At 33.1% G+C, this 17,467-nt stretch carries 15 protein-coding genes; 6 read left to right on the forward strand and 9 right to left on the reverse strand.

Annotated features, from left to right (window positions below; translation table 11 throughout):
• Both V7056_RS11380 and V7056_RS11385 read left to right on the forward strand, forming a co-directional pair.
• Nucleotides 1–714, forward strand: a 714-nt coding sequence (locus tag V7056_RS11380) for a GerAB/ArcD/ProY family transporter (protein ID WP_499702001.1), incomplete at its 5' end; no start/stop codon positions are given.
• A 7-nt stretch (nt 715–721) separates the two neighbouring features.
• Entirely contained in the window at nt 722–1,840 is a 1,119-nt protein-coding gene (locus V7056_RS11385; protein ID WP_499702003.1) for a Ger(x)C family spore germination protein, read from the forward strand.
• 49 nt (nt 1,841–1,889) lie between these two features.
• Here V7056_RS11385 and V7056_RS11390 read toward each other — a convergent pair whose 3' ends face one another.
• Nucleotides 1,890–4,163 (reverse strand): heparinase II/III domain-containing protein, encoded by a 2,274-nt coding sequence (locus V7056_RS11390; protein ID WP_499702004.1) that lies wholly within the window; start codon nt 4,161–4,163, stop codon nt 1,890–1,892.
• A 143-nt stretch (nt 4,164–4,306) separates the two neighbouring features.
• Nucleotides 4,307–4,558 carry a hypothetical protein gene (locus V7056_RS11395; protein ID WP_499702006.1) on the reverse strand — a complete coding sequence of 84 codons (252 nt, stop codon included), beginning with the start codon at nt 4,556–4,558 and terminating at the stop codon, nt 4,307–4,309.
• A gap of 213 nt (nt 4,559–4,771) precedes the next feature.
• Here V7056_RS11395 and V7056_RS11400 point away from each other — a divergent pair, with 213 nt between their 5' ends.
• Nucleotides 4,772–5,290, forward strand: coding sequence for a GNAT family N-acetyltransferase (locus tag V7056_RS11400; protein WP_499702008.1), 519 nt, complete (start codon nt 4,772–4,774; stop codon nt 5,288–5,290).
• Nucleotides 5,291–5,423: 133 nt separating this feature from the next.
• Here the strand turns inward: V7056_RS11400 and V7056_RS11405 are convergent, their stop codons facing one another.
• From V7056_RS11405 to V7056_RS11430, 6 genes are all read right to left on the reverse strand, one after another.
• On the reverse strand, nt 5,424–6,755 hold the full coding sequence (locus V7056_RS11405) for a cytochrome P450 (protein WP_499702010.1): 1,332 nt from the start codon (nt 6,753–6,755) through the stop codon (nt 5,424–5,426).
• 183 nt (nt 6,756–6,938) lie between these two features.
• Entirely contained in the window at nt 6,939–7,238 is a 300-nt protein-coding gene (locus V7056_RS11410; protein WP_499702012.1) for a hypothetical protein, read from the reverse strand.
• Nucleotides 7,239–7,409: 171 nt separating this feature from the next.
• Entirely contained in the window at nt 7,410–8,591 is a 1,182-nt protein-coding gene (locus V7056_RS11415) for an MFS transporter (protein WP_499702014.1), read from the reverse strand.
• Complete coding sequence (locus V7056_RS11420) at nt 8,584–9,039, reverse strand: MarR family winged helix-turn-helix transcriptional regulator (protein WP_499702016.1); 456 nt, start codon at nt 9,037–9,039, stop codon at nt 8,584–8,586. Before V7056_RS11420 ends, V7056_RS11415 begins: the two co-directional genes overlap by 8 nt.
• Before the next feature lie 394 nt (nt 9,040–9,433).
• On the reverse strand, nt 9,434–10,177 hold the full coding sequence (locus tag V7056_RS11425; protein WP_499702018.1) for a hypothetical protein: 744 nt from the start codon (nt 10,175–10,177) through the stop codon (nt 9,434–9,436).
• Between the two features lie 143 nt (nt 10,178–10,320).
• Complete coding sequence (locus V7056_RS11430) at nt 10,321–11,793, reverse strand: S8 family peptidase (RefSeq protein WP_499702020.1); 1,473 nt, start codon at nt 11,791–11,793, stop codon at nt 10,321–10,323.
• 296 nt (nt 11,794–12,089) lie between these two features.
• Here V7056_RS11430 and V7056_RS11435 point away from each other — a divergent pair, with 296 nt between their 5' ends.
• Both V7056_RS11435 and V7056_RS11440 read left to right on the forward strand, forming a co-directional pair.
• The gene (locus tag V7056_RS11435) at nt 12,090–13,742 is read left to right on the forward strand and encodes an FAD-binding dehydrogenase (protein WP_499702022.1); all 1,653 of its coding nucleotides are present in this window, start codon (nt 12,090–12,092) and stop codon (nt 13,740–13,742) included.
• A gap of 139 nt (nt 13,743–13,881) precedes the next feature.
• Complete coding sequence (locus V7056_RS11440) at nt 13,882–14,754, forward strand: LysR family transcriptional regulator (RefSeq protein WP_499702024.1); 873 nt, start codon at nt 13,882–13,884, stop codon at nt 14,752–14,754.
• A 35-nt stretch (nt 14,755–14,789) separates the two neighbouring features.
• Here V7056_RS11440 and V7056_RS11445 read toward each other — a convergent pair whose 3' ends face one another.
• The gene (locus tag V7056_RS11445) at nt 14,790–15,686 is read right to left on the reverse strand and encodes a PhzF family phenazine biosynthesis protein (RefSeq protein ID WP_499702026.1); all 897 of its coding nucleotides are present in this window, start codon (nt 15,684–15,686) and stop codon (nt 14,790–14,792) included.
• Nucleotides 15,687–16,063: 377 nt separating this feature from the next.
• Here V7056_RS11445 and V7056_RS11450 point away from each other — a divergent pair, with 377 nt between their 5' ends.
• A complete protein-coding gene (locus tag V7056_RS11450; protein ID WP_499702028.1) occupies nt 16,064–16,900 on the forward strand; it encodes a hypothetical protein in 837 nt (278 codons plus the stop codon).
• Nucleotides 16,901–17,467: the final 567 nt, after the last annotated feature.

Here is a 17,467-nt window from a genome sequence, read left to right on the forward strand (position 1 = left end):
TTAATATTTTTAGTTCCAACTTTTCAACTAGTATCTGGTGGAATACATTTAATAGCTAAATATATTGAAACGATTTTTCCTTTTATCGTATTTGTATTATTAATGCTTCTTTTTACGTTAAAGGATATGAATATATATTTTATTTTGCCAATCATCAAAGATGGGTGGATGCCCATTTTTAAAACGATTCCCACTACGACAATGTCTTTTTTAGGGATTGAAGTCATTTTAATTATTTACCCTTATTTAAAAGAAAAAGAAAAGGCAATAAAAGGAGTCATTATTGCGAATGCAATGAGTACTTTTACATATTTATTTGTGACATTAATTTGTTTTGTTGTTTATAGTCCTTATGAAATATCAAGAATTTATGAGCCTGTAATCGATATTTTAAGTGTTCTTGAATTTCAATACATTGAGCGTCTTGATTTTGTGTTGCTATCTCTTTTTTTATTGGTTATTTCAAAGACATGGGTAACATATTTGTGGGTGGGAATGTGTGGTATTTCTGAATTATTTAAATTAAAAACGTACATATATATTCTATTTATCCTTTTTATTGTATTTATATTGATTACTTACATATGGATTCCTACCTTTACAACGACGAATATTTTGATAAATATTCTTACAATCTCTGGAGTTTGCATTATTATTGGATTACCTATCATGATCAGGATAGGTGGTTTGATTCAAAAAAATGATATAGGGTGAATATAGATTGAAGCTTTATCAAGTATGTATACTCATTGTTTTCTTAATGATTGGTGTAACAGGTTGTAGAGATAAAATGAATATAGAAGATATAACAATGTCATTATTATTAGGTATAGATGTAAATGAAGAAGGTAAGGTTGAAATGTATATGTCTAGCCCTGTCTTTAGTGAAGAAGCTAAAGAAAAAAATGAACATTTTGAAGTGAAAACTTTGTCAATGAAGGAAGCAAGAAATTACTTTGATACGATGGCAACTGGAATTACGTCTGGTGGTAAGGTTCAAGCTATATTAATTGGTTCAAAGGTAATTGAACATAAAAACTGGTTTTCAACATTAGATTTTATATATAGAGATCCGAAGTTGAGACTAAACGCAGATATCGTTTTTGTCAATGGTCCAGTTAAAGCTGTTTTTGATCTTGATTTAAAAGATAAACCAAGGCTATCAATTTTTTTACCACAATTATTACAAACCGCAAACTTTAGAGAAGTTGCCGTAAGAACTTCATTACGAAAGTATTATCTAATGTTTTATGAAAAAGGTATCACACCGTTTGCACCGGAACTAAGTATAGTAGAAAATAAATTAAAGATGACCGGGACAACACTATTAAATGATCAGAATTTGTATAGTAAAACTTTATCTATGCAAGAAACGCAGCTGTTCAAAATCTTAACTGATAAAGTAGAAGGGCAGTTAACATTAACATTAGCTTTAGATAAATTTAAAAAAGATGTTGATATTTTCAAAGAAAACTCTGTTAGTTTTTACGTGAAGGATATTAGAAGAAAGATTCATAAAAAATATAAAAAGGGACAATATCAATTTAATATCGATCTAAAAATGCCAATTGTAATAAATGAATCGCCAATAAAGTTAAACGATCAAACGGAAAATTCTTTGAAAGTTGAAATTGAAAAGAAATTAGAGAAGGATTTAAACGATTTAGTTACATCATTCCAGCATGCGAAAGTAGACCCCTTAGGCTTAGGGATCTATGCATCAGCATTTAATCATTCAGTATGGAAGAAAAATGATGATAAATGGATTGCGTTTTATGAAAAAGCCAACATTAAAGTGAATGTTGAAATCATTATCTTTGATAAAGGTATATCAATGTAAAAAAAGGGTACTGTTCAAATTTGAACAGTACTCTTTTATAGTTATGTTTTTATTTTACTGTAACACTTCTCGTATTACTTTTATTTTCAATTTTATCTTGTGCATAAACTTGAATAATCGTGCCTTTTTTGTTAGTAGGAATTTTTATTTGATAATTTCCTTTTGAGTTCGATCTAGTTGTATATGTTATCTTGCCAATCTTCACTACGATTGTTACATATTTCTCAGTATTACCAAATAGCAATTTTGTAGTTGGTTTTACTGGGTTTATAGTTGGAATGACTGGTGGAGTTACATCAATTATAATTGCAGATGTCGATGCTTTGAATAATTTGTTCTTACTTGTTGCTTCAATTGTTAATTTTCTTCCTGCTAATTGCTTAGGTATGTTAATGCTATAGTTCCCAGTTAGATTTGCTTTTCCTTTTCCAATGATTGAAGATCCATGTAAAACTGTTACATCGGCACCACCTTGAGTGAACCCTGTTACTTTTAGCGTTTTATCTGAGACTTCATTTACAAAAGGTGTTGTGATAGGTTTTGTCACAATATAATTCGTTCCGTCTGACAACGAAATCTTATATTGGTCTTCACTTAAAGTAAAATCTGAAACAGTTGTTGGAGTCGTACTAATACTAGTATAGTACTGAATATTTTTTCCTTTTGATTCAAAGTCTAGTTGTTTAATCGGAAAACTTTGGTTAAATGAAGTTGATGCAAATCCACGTAAAGGTTCTAGTTGTCCAAAAAATTCTTTTAGTAATGCTGGCTTATGTTGCTTCATCGTGATGGAATCATTTAACAATACTGTATTTGAATCTACTGAATTAGTATTTATATCTTTTCCGATATTAAATACTTGATTTGTGACGTGTTCTTTATTCGAAAGAATTTCGTCTTGAATTAAAGTCACTTTTTTCTCTTTAAGATAAACGATTGTTCGATAAACTTGAACGCCACTATAAATTGTATGTTCACCAGTCATTATGACACTGTCTGGATTGTCAATTACATTTGTTATTTTTGATTTGCCTACGTTATCTATTGAGATAGGATATGATTTTCCATCAACAGTTACAACATTATGAGCAAAAGTTGTTCGTAGATATTGTTGAATAGCTTCTCTTCTATTGTAATTATATTTTCCACTATCAATGAAAATATCTTGTCCATTTTGAGATAATAGAAACGATAAATCATCAGCGTGTTTATGGACTACGCTAAAATTATTCGCTGCAAATACTAATGATGTTGTATTTGCTCCCCAGCCATCACGTACTACAACAAGTGAGTTAGAAAGATTACTTACGAGTTTAGGTTGTTTACCACTTTGTCCTCTCGTTAAAACATATTCAAATTCAGGATCAAGTACAGAATAATTCGATTTAATCGGTGCATTTGCATAATCAGAATCACCTAATCCGGGAAGTCTGAAATCTGATAATACTAGATTTGCAAACGCATTTTGACCTTTTAATACTAATTGTCTTAATCCAGGATCATCAGCAATTTTATTAATATCTTCAATTAAATCCATTACAAGTGTGAAGTAGAGTGGACTATGCTCTTTATGCAAGCCTTCAGGAGTAAAATCCTGTATAATATGCTGTTTAGTACGATATATAGCATTGTTCTTCCATTCCAAACTAGTCGTTATTTCTGGGAAATATGAAGCTAATTGAATTAATGCACGATCCTGAAAAATACCATGATTTGAACGGTAGTTATATAAAGTTGGATCATTTAATGCAACACCATGTTTACGTAAAATTATTTTTAAGTATTTTATGTTACTTTCAGTTGCGATTGGAGAATTTATATAATAATGGTAAAAATACATTAGATTATTAGTCCGATTGGCCATAGCATGTGATTCATAAGTATACTTCTTATCAGTTGCTACTTCAGGAGAATAATTAACTTTCCAAAAAGATTGAATCATACTAAATCCATATGATAAGTATTTTGTATCATTTGTAACTTCATAAGCATTGGTTAAATAACTTAGTGCATTCATACTTTGATAATATAAGCGCCATGTAGTATTTTTATATGGATCCTCTTTCCAAGTAATTGGTGCAGTTACTTTATATGCTGGATAAATAGGAGATACGAATAATTCTCCATTCAGTATTGTGTCAGCATAAAGTATTGTATTAGCTGAAATTGCTGTTCTCTTTGTAATATAAACTTCTTTATTTTGCTCTGTTCTTACTTCTAATGTAACATCAGGTTTTACCTCTGGATCCACTTCAGCAAAAGTTTGGAACGATGTTGAAATGAATATAGAGAAAGTTAAAAAAGTAACGAATATATGTCGCATAAATCCTCCATGGTGTTTATTATTCTAGCAATATATTACACTATAAAATATAAAAAGTTAACGTTTTTTAATGTTTACTAATCAGGTAGATAATTACGAAAAGTGAAATTTTAGGATGATAGAACGATTAATGTAGAGCGAAACTATTTTTTTAAAGAGTTACTCGGAAAGTTTTTTTTGTTTAATAGAAAAAAGAGTAAAGTTGTTACGATAAAACAAAGTGCAAATTGAAATAGATTTGCATGAGTAAAGAAATTTGAAGGAGACTTAAATAAATTCATCACGCCTTTTAATCCAGATATAATCCAAGTAATGAGGTGATATAAGACAATACTTGAAAGTGCACCCTGTTTAATCCACCTTGGAATACTTAGCCAGTACGCTAAAAAATTCATAACTAAAACTCCTCCATTCTATAAAATAATTATGTAAATATTCGAGAATATTATCATGTTATGTAATTATAGCATTCCAAATAAACAGAAGATGTAAAGCTTATTTTTGAAAGGGTCATAGAAATTTTATGTTAAAATATATTTAATATTTTGAATGATTGGGAGAGAAGATATATGTTATTACATAAAATTGATGAAGAAGTTTCGTAAAGAATGTTTAACGAAGATGATGCTGAAGAATTTCACAATTTAACGATTAGTTCAAAAGCATATTTGAGAGAATGGTTAGGATGGCTCGATTATGTTGAAAGTGTAGAAGACACGGCTCAAAATATTAAATCAAGATGTAAGGAATATGTAGAAAATAGGGGATATCCAAAATCATTTGCGATCATTTTCAAAGGGAAAATCGCAGGGACAATTGGATATAATGACATAAATAGAGCGAGTAAAATTGGTGAAGTTGGCTATTGGTTAGCAGAACAATTCCAAGGAAAAGGAATCATGACAAAAGCACTTAATGCATTAATAGAATATGGATTTGAAGAATTGAGTCTTAATCGAATTCAGATTAAAGTAGCGGTTGAAAATACAAAAAGTAGAGCACTGCCTGAACGCCTAGGCTTTACACAAGAAGGCATTATTAGACAAGCAGAATGGTTATATGATCATTATGTAGACCATGTTTTATATGGACTATTGGTAAATGAGTGGAAAGAAAACGTTAAGTAACGGGAATTTAGTTTTTAGCATCACAGTTCAAAAACATCGATGATTAAACTTTGTTAAAACTAGTATGTAATCGATTCAATAACAAATGGCAACTAATTATCACGCTAATTAGTTGCTATTTGTTTTGTTGTTATCACTTTCTCTTTTTAACAATCATCCGTAAACCATTCTTCGGACGAAGTGTAATGAGAGGTTCTGCTTCGACCTTATGATGATCTGAGACAAGTTCAAACGAATAGTGTTTTACCAATGTTGCGAGTACTAGAGTTGCCTCCATGATGGCAAAATGATTTCCTATACAAACGCGTGGGCCTCCACCAAAAGGGAAATATACAAATTCAGGTACACCTTGCACTTTACCATTCTGAAACCGTTCTGGCATAAATTCGTCTGCATTTGAAAAATATTTTTCAGAGCGATGCATGATATAAGAACTCATCATGACTGTATCACCTTTATGGATTTTATAATTTCCGATCGTTACGTCATTCATTGCTTTTCTACTGATCAACCAAGCGGGAGGGTATAGCCTCATGCTTTCCCAAATGATTTGCTGCGTATAGATTAAGTCTTTCATAGAATCATAATCTGCTCTTTTTATACCAAGAACACGATCTACTTCCTCGTATAAGAGTTTAGCTTTATCAGGATTTTGTGAAATTAAATATAGGCACCATGACAATGCATTTGCTGTTGTTTCATGACCAGCAAGAAAAATAGTCATAGCTTCATCCCTTAATTGTTGATTAGACATCCCTTCATTTGACTCTTCATCTCTTGCTTGCATTAACACTTCTAATAAATCATTTTGTGTGTCTAAGTTACTTCTCTTTTCGATGATTTCATATAATACATCATCTATTTTCTTAATCGCTTCTGTTAGTGATTTATTTTGTGGTGTTTTCAAAGCTAAGGGGGTCTTTAAGACAGATCGGATTCGCTTAGTAGCAATATTCATAATAACATCAAAGTGCTTACCAACCTTTTCGTGACCTTGTTTCATATCCATGCTAAACATTGTTTTGGCAATAATAGCTAGTGTGAGTTCCATCATATCTCTGCTCATGAGACGTTCTTCTTCGTCATTCCAGGAAGTGATAAATTCTTCTGTAATCATCGTCATTTTCTCAGCATATGTTTGTACATGCTGCTTTGTAAATGAAGGTTGTATTAATCTACGCTGTTTCATATGGAAATCATCTTCGCTAGTTAATAATCCTTCTCCGAGTAAGGTTTTCATTTCTTGAAATGGCCTTGATTTATGAAAAGAATTTTGTTTAGAAACTAGTACTTCCTTAATGAGGTCTGGCTCTAACAGTAAGTGGATTTTACGATGAGCAAATCGAAAAGACACAATCGTTTCATATTGTTGATAAAGATCACTTAAAAATAGAAGAGGGTCTTTTCGAAACTCATTTAAATGACCTAAAGGTGAAAAAGAAGCCAGTCCTTTTACTTCAAGCATATCGTTTCACTCCAATCAGGAAAGTTTTTCACAGATATTCCTATTATATTAACGATATGCAATAACTCATGCTATCAAGCAGTATCTTTATAAATTCATTTATTTCCTAATTGAAAAACCCCAAAAAAGTTTAGGGGACTTTAATTTTTTAGATAGTGGCTTGTGCAATGAACTGTTTGTTTTCTACCGATTATTAAAATATACCGATAATGCCTCTTTCATATGTTCGAAGTCGCCATTTGTTTGAATCATAAAATGGTCTCCTCTTAGAGCAGAGGAAAAATCATGAATCCCTTGAATACGTAAAAAATCTTCAACATCTGAAAGTTTTTCTCCAGCAGTTTTTAATGTTTTGTGCCCGACAAATTCATCATTTACATACACTTCATATGTATCCTCATTTAATTTCACATTATTCTCTGAAACTAAATTTACACCTAAAATTGAGAATGGATATCCGTCACTTGGATTTTCAGTACTCATTTGAATTCCTCCATATCATTTTTAGTATTAAGTTCTCCTTATCATTGTTGAATTATGCTGGTATTGAAGTAAAAGGGGTAATGATGTTTATTTACTCTGGATATACATTCATTAAGTGTAAAGAAAAAACTCGCTAATATTAGCGAGTTTTGTTTGGATGTTCTAAATCAATTAAGCTGCTTGTTTGCTGATTTCTGGTAAAACTTTTTGTTTTCGATCATGCAAGAAATAGTAAATAGCAGTAGTTACTAAAACAATTATTGCAGATAAAAAGTACATTGAATGGAATGAAGTTTTTGCAGTGACAATTCCTAGCACGAAAGAACCTAGTCCAATACCGATATCAAAAAACATAAAGTAAGTGGCTGTAGCCATCCCTTTTCTTGCAGGAGCTGCGGTGTTAATTGCTAATGTTTGGAAGCTTGGTGCGATTGAACCATAACCCAAACCAATTAAAACAGCTGAAAGTAAAAAGATCGAAGGAATATTAGAAATTCCTAATACAATTAGTCCAATTGAAAATACGATGATGCCAGGATAAATAATGATATTTTCACCTTTACGGTCAAATAGCTTTCCTGTAAAAGGTCGAGACATTAATACGACAACCGCATATACGATAAAGAAAAAGCTAGCGATTTCTACAAATCCTAATTCATTCGCATAAAGAGTAATAAATGACATGATACTACTATATCCAAAAGAAATAAATGCAGCTGTTAATGAAATCGGTAAAGCTTTTCGTTCAATTAAGTTAGAAACTCGAATCGGTGTTTTTGTACTAATACTTTGTTTTGGAATGTTCGTTGTCATTCCGAACACAAAGGATAAAATCCCAAATATGCCACAAACTAAAAATAAAATAGAAAAACTGAAATGATTCATAAATGTGATCCCTAAAAAAGGACCAAAAACCATCGCTAAAATCATTGCTGAGCTAAAATAACTCATACCTTCTCCTCGACGTTTTGGAGGTATGATTTCTGCTACAATAGTACCTAAAGCAGTTGTGGCTAATCCAAATGAAATTCCTTGAATAAAACGAAGTGTAAGTAATCCGAAGAAATTATTTACGATTAAATATAAAAATGTAGTGATTGCAAAGAAAGCTAACGAAGATATTAATATTTTTCTTCTTCCAATTGTATCAAGCCATATACCACAAAAAGGTCTGATGATGACGGCTGAAATTAAGAATACTGTGATAACAAGGCCAACCTGACTTTGTTTTTGACCTAAATCATTTAGTACATATATAGGCAATGTTGCTGTTAATGTATAAAAAACTAAGAATGCAAAAAATGCGCTTAAGCTAACATTAATAAAATCCTTTGTCCATAAACGTTCATTCAATTAAAATTCCCCCAGTTGTTTCTCCTTCAGATGCTTTCATATTGTTCATCATTTTTTGAAAAACTTGATGTGCAATCTCAAGCTCTTCATCGGATATATCTTTTATCACTTCATTTTCAAATGAAATGATTTTCTCTTGCCAATCGTCAATTTGATTGCATGCCTTATCGGTAAGATGAATCATTTTTTCTCTTTTATCGCTACCTTCTATTCGAACAATTAAATCAAGATTCTCCATTCTGCACAAAGTTCTTGTTAATGTAGGTGGCTCAATATTCAAATTTGAACAGATCGTACGTTGAGTACATGCTCCATGAAGGTTGATGTATCGAATAACAGACCATTGTGCTAAATATAATCCTGTTGGTACAAGATTTTCATTAAATGATTTTGAAAATTGGCGCGTAACTTGATTAAGTGAAAAAAAGAAAGGCTGACGATTTCGCATATTCATTCTCCTAATAAATATAAATAGTTAGCTAGCTAATTAAATTAGTTGTCTAGCTAATTATATTTGAAAATGTAGGGAATGTCTAGGGGGTAAACTTGGAAATAGGCTCTGTTATATTCGTCACAGGATTGCTCAAGTAAGAAGATATGTGTTGATTTCCACTACAGGATGCTCGCTTTCCGTGGGGTGGGCGCTGAGCCTCCTCGTCGCCTGCACTCCTGCGGGGTCTCACCTGTCCCACAACTCCCACAGGAGTCGAGCACCTTCCGTTCCAACCATCCATGAAACAACTGGATACTCTAAAAAATTAAACATACGGCAACCATTATTTTTACTACACTTTAGGAACAGTGCTATTTCATTTTCTATTTAAAATTGTATTCTTTTAATTTTATCCAAAATAAGATTTCAGTTTCTGTTTCATATCTTCCTTATTATTTGCAAACTGCTTATGACGATGTCCATTCCCTCCTGATGTATGGGGAAATCCATGTAATATAGAATTTGAATCCAAGTAGTTGTGATCAACAAGGAAGGTTAAGACTTTGGAGACGTTCACTCCTAAAGGGATAATGAGTGGATGGTCAAGTCTCATTAATTCTTGTGCAAAGTTTTGAATGATGTACTTCCTTAGTAATTCAGTATTGATTATATTTGGAGTTGATCCATTATAATTCTTCCCTTTATAGAAAACAGGATAAGTAATCACAGATGTAGTTTGAACTAAATGACTAGCTGTACTAAAAAATTCACTTGTTGATGAGATTCCTAAGTAGTCGTGTAAATGTAATTCATCTAACATGGCAATCAGATTTTTGCGCATTGGTCCTTCAAAGCTAGACTGTTTTTTGACCTCATGAAGAATGGTTTCATCGTTTGCTGGATTTTCTTTAAAACTAGCTACTGTTGAAAAAGCTTGCTTCATTTGATGTAAACCAGGGGTAATCCCGACAATTAAAACTTTCGCTTGTTCGTTTATGTACTCAAATGGAGCGTAATAGATCTCTAAATGTTTCTTTTCATCTTGATCGAGTAAAAATTGTTCATTCTTTAAGGAATTGACTTCAAGTGGAGTTGGTAAATTTAAAATATGTTTTTTATATGTATCAAATAAAGAATAGGGTGCGATTGACAAAGAAGCGTCCTCCATTTTGTATGTCATTCTATTTCATACTATTTTATTCTTTATACTACTATTGACTAGGGTTGGCAAATCCATCAAGCTATGTTCATTGTTAGTAAGCATAAACTGAAACAAAAAAACCGCTGAGATAGGACTCAGCGGTCTGATGCTTGTTTGTCAGTTGATAAGAAATTATAAATATTTGCTTCACCAGATCCATAAAGTGCATCTGACCCGGATTTTCCATAATCAGTTGCACTTTTTCTAATCGCAGCAGCTACTTGAGAAGGTGAGTATTCAGGATGAGCGGCTTTAATCACTCCGGCAATACCAGCAACTTTTGGTGCTGCCATAGAAGTTCCATGTAAATATGAATATCCATGCCATTTTCCATCGCTAAATTGAGTAGTTGCATTTCCTCCACCTACTGGATATGAAGGATACGTAGACAAAGTACGGTACGTAAAGTCACGTTTATTTAAATAGTTTCCTGCTGGATTTTGACGATACAGACTATCGTATAATGGTCCATTATCTCCACCTGGAGCTGCAACGTCAATTGCACTTCCATAGTTAGAATAGAAGGCAATGCTGTTTGTCGACCATTCATTTGAAGAAGAAACAGTAATGACACCAGGAATCTGTGCAGGAACTACACGAGATGGACCTTTAATATCTAGACCGTAAGTCGCTTTCCAGTAAGCTTGCATATCATGTAAATTGTTAAAATCTTTTGAGTCATTTCCAGCAGATACAACTACCGTAACACCTTTTTTAATCGCGTATTGGATCGCACGGTGGTAGGCAACCATTGAAGCAGAATCACCTTTTTCATCTAGGTTATGAGCCATCCAACGCCATCCACCAATTGACATATTAATGACCTCAACACCATCGTTTGCTGCTGAAACAATCGCATCCGTAATCCAAGATTGTTGAGCTCCACCAGTTGCTCCAAATACACGGTAAGCACGAACTGTTAAATTCGGTCCTACTCCTTTAACTACACCATTTGCAGCAATTGAACCAGCAACATGTGTCCCGTGACCATTTTGGTCCCATGCATTTGTTGTACCAGGTACAAATGTTTTTGAACCTGCAAGGTCAGCGTTATCCTTTAAATCTGGATGACCAAAATCAATTCCTGTATCAATTACAGCAACAACTGTGTCATGATTTCCTGCATTTACTTTGTACGAGTCTCCATCATGCGTTAAACGCTGCATGTCCCATTGTTTATCCCAATAACTTGTAGCATTTGCATCCAATGTTACCTTACCACCATCTGGTGTACCAGGGGTGAAATTAAGGGCATCATCGGGATCCTTTTCTAAATATGCTTCAAGCTCTTTACCAGCAGACGTGATATTTGTATCATTTGAAATATTTGTAAGGAAGGCAGAATCAGTTGATGCAACCTCAACAATTCCAATTTCTTCGATAATTCGTTCAACTGTACCTCCAGCTTTTGAAATAGTATCAGAGAAATTACTAGGTAGATTTCCCTTATATGCTAATAAGTAATGAACCTGTTCGGGTGCCGCCTTAACTTTAGTTGTTTGCGTCCCAACAAGCAAAGAAAATGATAAAGCAGAACAAATTGATAAGAAAGCTAATTTCTTTTTCATTTACATTCCCCTTTATTACTCATATTAACGTGAATCACGTATGACTAGATTTTAATACAAGCTCTTAAGTGTGTTTGTCGAAATAAGATAGCAGTTTTAGTAAAAAAACTGACAAAAAATTTTTATGAGTAATTCTTTAATATAAGGAACAGTAGCAGTAGGAATAATGACTTCAACTTGTAGCGCTTTAAAATGTAAGGTATCATTATAAATGACAGAAAATTAAGAATTCGAATAAACTCAATCTACATAAATTGATATTCTTTTTAAATTAAGTAAATTGTGAGGTGCTAGAAATGCAAAAATACGATGCAATCGTTGTAGGTGCTGGTTTAGCAGGTTTAGTAGCAACAGCCGAAATTGCTGATGCAGGTAAGAAAGTGTTGCTATTAGATCAAGAGCCAGAAGCTTCATTAGGTGGACAGGCTTGGTGGTCATTTGGTGGTTTATTTTTAGTTGACACGCCGGAACAAAGAAGACTAGGTATTAGGGATTCTAAGGATCTTGCGTGGCAAGATTGGCTCGGAACAGCTGGATTTGACCGTGAAGAAGATGAGGATTATTGGGGTAAGAAGTGGGCAGAGGCATATGTCGACTTTGCAGCAGGAGAAAAAAGATCCTGGCTATATAATATGGGCGTTCGATTTTTTCCAGTCGTTGGGTGGCCTGAACGTGGTGGTTATCTTGCTGAAGGCCATGGGAATTCGGTTCCAAGATTCCATATAGTGTGGGGAACAGGTCCAGGATTGGTCGCTCCATTTGAAAAAAGAGTAAGAGAGCACATGAAAAATGGTTTAGTTGATTATCGACCTCGTCATCGCATAAATCAATTACTAACTCAAGAGGATGCAGTTGTTGGTGTGAGCGGTGCTATTCTTGAAGAAAGTAGTGCAAACCGTGGGGAAGATAGTTCACGTGTTGAAATTGGGGAATTCACTTATGAAGCCGAATCAGTATTAGTTTCTAGTGGTGGTATTGGTGCAAACTTTGATTTGATCCGTCAAAATTGGCCGAGTCGATTGGGACAACCACCTAAAAAAATGATTTCAGGTGTTCCTGCACATGTTGATGGAAGAATGCTAGCAATTACCGAAAAGGCTGGCGGGCGAATCGTCAATCGAGATCGAATGTGGCATTATACGGAAGGATTAAAAAACTGGAACCCAGTATGGTCTAACCATGGCATTCGTATTCTTCCTGGACCTTCATCAATCTGGTTAGATGCGCGTGGTCAAAGATTACCGGCTCCGAATTTTCCTGGCTTTGACACGCTAGGTACATTAGAAGCAATTCAAAAAACAGGTTTTGATTATTCATGGTTCATTTTAACGAAAAAAATCATACAAAAAGAATTTGCCTTATCTGGTTCAGAGCAAAATCCTGATTTAACAGGAAAAAGCATTAAACAAGTAATTGGAAGAGCAACAGCTGGTATTCCAGGTCCTGTAAAAGCCTTTATGGAAAAAGGTGAAGACTTCGTTATTGCTGATTCGCTAGATGAGCTAGTAAGAGGAATGAATCAATTAACTGGTGAAAATTACATACAATTTGAAGAAATTGAGCGCCAATTAAAAGCACGTGATCGTGAAATTGATCATAAATTTACAAAGGACTTGCAAATTACGGCATTAAGAGGAGCGCGTAATTATATAGGTGATAAATTAATTCGAGTTGCGCCACCTCATAAGATTTTAGATCCAAGTAATGGACCTCTTATTGCTGTTCGGCTAAATATAGTGAGTCGTAAAACTTTAGGTGGCCTTCAAACGAATCTAGACGGTAGCGTCCTAAATGAATCAGGTAATGTGATTCCCGGATTATATGCTGCCGGTGAAGTTTCGGGATTTGGTGGCGGTGGAGTGCATGGTTACCGATCAATGGAAGGAACTTTTCTTGGTGGTTGTTTGTTCTCTGGTAGACAAGCTGGTCGTGCGATTGGGAGAAAATAATTTGTTGTAAGTTGAAGTGGGGGCGAGCAATTCGTTCTCCACTTTTCTATGTTGAGTAATATAATGATCAGGATTAAGAATCAATGCGACACTATATATACATTTACAATAGAGGAAAGCGGAAGGGGGGGTATGAAGTTTGAGTACTTTTCAATATGAAGTATTTTTAGAAGTTGTTGAAGCTGGGAGCTTTACGAAGGCAGGTGAAAAGTTGGGTCTTACTCAATCAGGAGTGAGTCATAACATTTTGACACTTGAAACAGAATTAGGCGTTGTACTTCTTCGTCGTAACCGTAATGGCATATCTTTATCAGATGCAGGTGAAAGATTGATTCCTTATATTCGTCAAATCATTCAAACTGCAAAACGATTAGAACAAGAAGCAGCGTTCATTCAAGGTATTGAAGTAGGAACCATTAAAATAGGTAGCTTCCCAAGTTTTTCGTCGAAGTTTCTTCCAAGTATAATCAAAGACTTTCAGAAAATATACACAGGTATCAAGATAGAACTGTTCGAAGGTGATTACGGAAATATAAAAAAATGGCTGACACAAGGTACAATAGATTTTGGTTTTTTACCTTTACCAATTCCCGATTTTGAAACGATCTCATTACGAAAAGATCGATTATATGTTTTTATTCATAAACATCACCATTTAAGTACATTTGAAAAATTGACCGTAACTTCATTGCAAAATGAATCATTTATTATGCCCAAATCAGGCTGCGAGATTTTAGTAAAGGGATTATTTAAAAAGCATAATGTCGTACCAAATATTTTATTTGAAATTGAAGATAACCAAACAATTATCTCAATGGTAGAAGAAGAGATTGGTTTGACGATTCTACCAGAGTTGGTATTACCGAAGCATTTCTCAAATACAAAAGTAATTCCACTCGAACAAGAAGTGTATCGTGAAATTGGATTAGCGATCAAATCAATGAAGCAAGCCTCACCATCTGTTAAGAAATTTATTGAAATCGTAAAAGAAAAATGCAACAGCTTGAATTGAAAAACCTAAACTAGGATTCAATTCAAGCAGCTTTTTTATAGCGTTAAAATACCTCTAATTGTAATTGTTGCTTCACCTGTGACTTTAATCTTTGCAGTATCATTCTCAGGGATCACTGTAATGTATAAAGTTCCTGGTCTGCCAATCGCATTTCCTTGTGCAATCTTCAAGCTTGTTGTTTCATTTTTTGAAATAATTCCTTCTAAAAATAGAAATCCTGCTAATGCACCGTTTGCTGCGCCAGTTACAGGATCCTCATTTATCCCTATACCAGGTGCGAAATCTCTAGTATACAAATCATAATCATCATTTGTATGAAAAGTATAAAGATGAGTTGTGCTGATTTGATGTTCTTTATTATGTTTTGCTAATGAAGATAAATCTGGATTTGCAGCATCAATATCCTCTTTACTTTTCATTGGAACAAGCAAATGCCAATTACCTGTACTTGCTAATTTAATTGGGAGGTTTTGGTCAATACTGTCCTCTTTCACTCCGATTAGAGTACTAAGCGTATCAAGTTGTATCTCAAATCCTTCTGTTTTAGGCGCAATTTGTGTCATTTCAACAGTCTTTATTTTTCCGCCTTCTTTATGCCAAATAACAGGAATATGTCCGACATTTGTTTCTAGAACGATACCATCTTTTTCATCTGATAAACCCATTTCAGTTGCAAGTAACCAAGTTAAGCCTACCGTAGCATGACCACAAAAGTTAATTTCCTCAGCAGGTGTAAAATATTTCACTTTATAATCAGCAGCTTCATCCGTTGATGGTAATAAAAAAACTGATTCCGGTAAATTTAATTCTTTCGCAATTTTTTGCATCTCAGACTCTGAAAGTTTTTCAGCGTCTAAAATCACCCCAGCAGAATTCCCACCAAACTTTTCTGATGTAAATGCATCCACATGATAAACACGTATTTCCTTCATTTGAATATCCCCTTTCAAACTCCTTTGATAGTTCTATCATATGACTGGAGGTACTATTAGTAAAATGAATGTTTCTTATGTATTGGATTAGAAAAACTGATTTATTGAAGCAATGATTGATTGGTGTATTTGGATGAGTAAAATCCAATAGCTACTCTTTTTATTTAATTATTTGGTAGATAGTTGAACTGGAATAATGGATAATTGAGAAGAAATATAGAATTGATAAACAGTGAATGTTAAGTATTAATACTTATTGAAATAACAAATGTATTAATTAAAGTACATTGAGAGGCTTCGGCAGCTCGTTAGTAATCTAATTTTTAATACAAAATAAATATCAAATAGTTTTGGGGGAGTTTTAAATTAACCAAAGGTTGGGTTTTTCAATATTAATAATTGTAATTTCGGTCATTTTAAGTGGATGTAAAATTTCGAAAAGTAAAGTAGAGCAACCTGTAAAAGAATATTTAAAATCAGAATTAAATATAAATGATGGATATAAAATTCTTGCTGCTGAGAATGATGGAGAATGTGGATGTAATAATTATGCATATGTTGAATTTAATAAACCATATCGAACTTATGCACGTTTAGCTTTTGATCAAGATACGAATTTGATTAATTTAGAATGGGGTGACAATGCATACTTCAAGTTGTTTAAAGGTGCATACGTTAAACAACATCCTGAATTGATTGAACTGGTTGATAAAATAATGACAAAAAAACATTTAATGAAAGATACCTCAAACGTCAGTCAGGAAATAAAAGAAATAAGTTTCTATGACTATATTGATATCGCTTTTAGTGAATCCCAAGAAAAAAAACTAATTGAAACTTTTAAGCAAAATAAAACGATTGAAACAAACAAAATAGTTCCTACATTGAAATTAGACGGGAGAAGTCGTGGTGCTCTTGTTTATAGAGGGGTTATCAATTTCAATTTTCTATATGATGAATACAAACAAAAACATAGGAAAGTTCCGCAAGCTATTGAAATTCTAAAAGAATTTGAGAAAAATAAGGTGTTATCTGAAGGTCTCTATTCAATTAACATTGAAATTACATCAACAAACCCTGAGTGGGAATTAATAGATGATAAACATGCATCTTATCTAGCATTTAAAGTTGATAGATCAGGTAAATTTAAAGATTTGAGATTGATAAAGGAAGATGAGAATACTGAATTTAAGGAAATTGAGATAAAACATTGATGAAGGATTTGGAAATATATTGATTAAATAGAAAAAACAAGTTTGGGTACTGAAAGGTAGTATAAAAAATGGTTTCACCAAGATTATTAAGAAATATCATTCTCTTTATCCTAATAGTGGGTGTGGGTGGTTGGATGTTCCTCCACGACTATAAAATCGGAATTTTTGCCGGACCTATTTATATACTAATAAAGTTAATTTGGGATTTGATTGAGAATCAAGTTGAAAAGAAAAAACTTAAGCAAAATTAAAAATGGAAAATTCAAATATAAAGTGGAAAGTTGCTTAGCCAAAAAATGCTTGGTTTGTATATGGGACTGTTTCAACATTATTTTCTTATTTATGTTAATGGCTTATAAACAAGGAGAAATAAATTGACATGAAGAATTGAAATAGAGGATGCATTTATTTCAACTAGATAGAAAGGATGTAATTTGATGATTAATATCATAAAGGGGATCATAGTCCTGTTACTAATCGTTTCATTATCTGCTTGTTCAATAAATCAAAATAAAGAAAGTTTCAGGATTTTCGATGAAACTCAAAGTAATGTAGCTTCAAAAGAAA

The sequence above is a fragment of the Bacillus sp. JJ664 genome, from assembly GCF_036962205.1.
GTDB lineage: Bacteria > Bacillota > Bacilli > Bacillales > Bacillaceae_G > Gottfriedia.

Coding starts and splice junctions, on each gene's coding strand:
- V7056_RS11390 (WP_499702004.1), bottom strand. CDS start 4,163: ATGCGACATATATTCGTTACTTTTTTAACTTTCTCTATATTCATTTCA.
- V7056_RS11410 (WP_499702012.1), bottom strand. CDS start 7,238: ATGAGTACTGAAAATCCAAGTGACGGATATCCATTCTCAATTTTAGGT.
- V7056_RS11405 (WP_499702010.1), bottom strand. CDS start 6,755: ATGCTTGAAGTAAAAGGACTGGCTTCTTTTTCACCTTTAGGTCATTTA.
- V7056_RS11400 (WP_499702008.1), top strand. CDS start 4,772: ATGTTTAACGAAGATGATGCTGAAGAATTTCACAATTTAACGATTAGT.
- V7056_RS11430 (WP_499702020.1), bottom strand. CDS start 11,793: ATGAAAAAGAAATTAGCTTTCTTATCAATTTGTTCTGCTTTATCATTT.
- V7056_RS11445 (WP_499702026.1), bottom strand. CDS start 15,686: ATGAAGGAAATACGTGTTTATCATGTGGATGCATTTACATCAGAAAAG.
- V7056_RS11435 (WP_499702022.1), top strand. CDS start 12,090: ATGCAAAAATACGATGCAATCGTTGTAGGTGCTGGTTTAGCAGGTTTA.
- V7056_RS11420 (WP_499702016.1), bottom strand. CDS start 9,039: ATGCGAAATCGTCAGCCTTTCTTTTTTTCACTTAATCAAGTTACGCGC.
- V7056_RS11395 (WP_499702006.1), bottom strand. CDS start 4,558: ATGAATTTTTTAGCGTACTGGCTAAGTATTCCAAGGTGGATTAAACAG.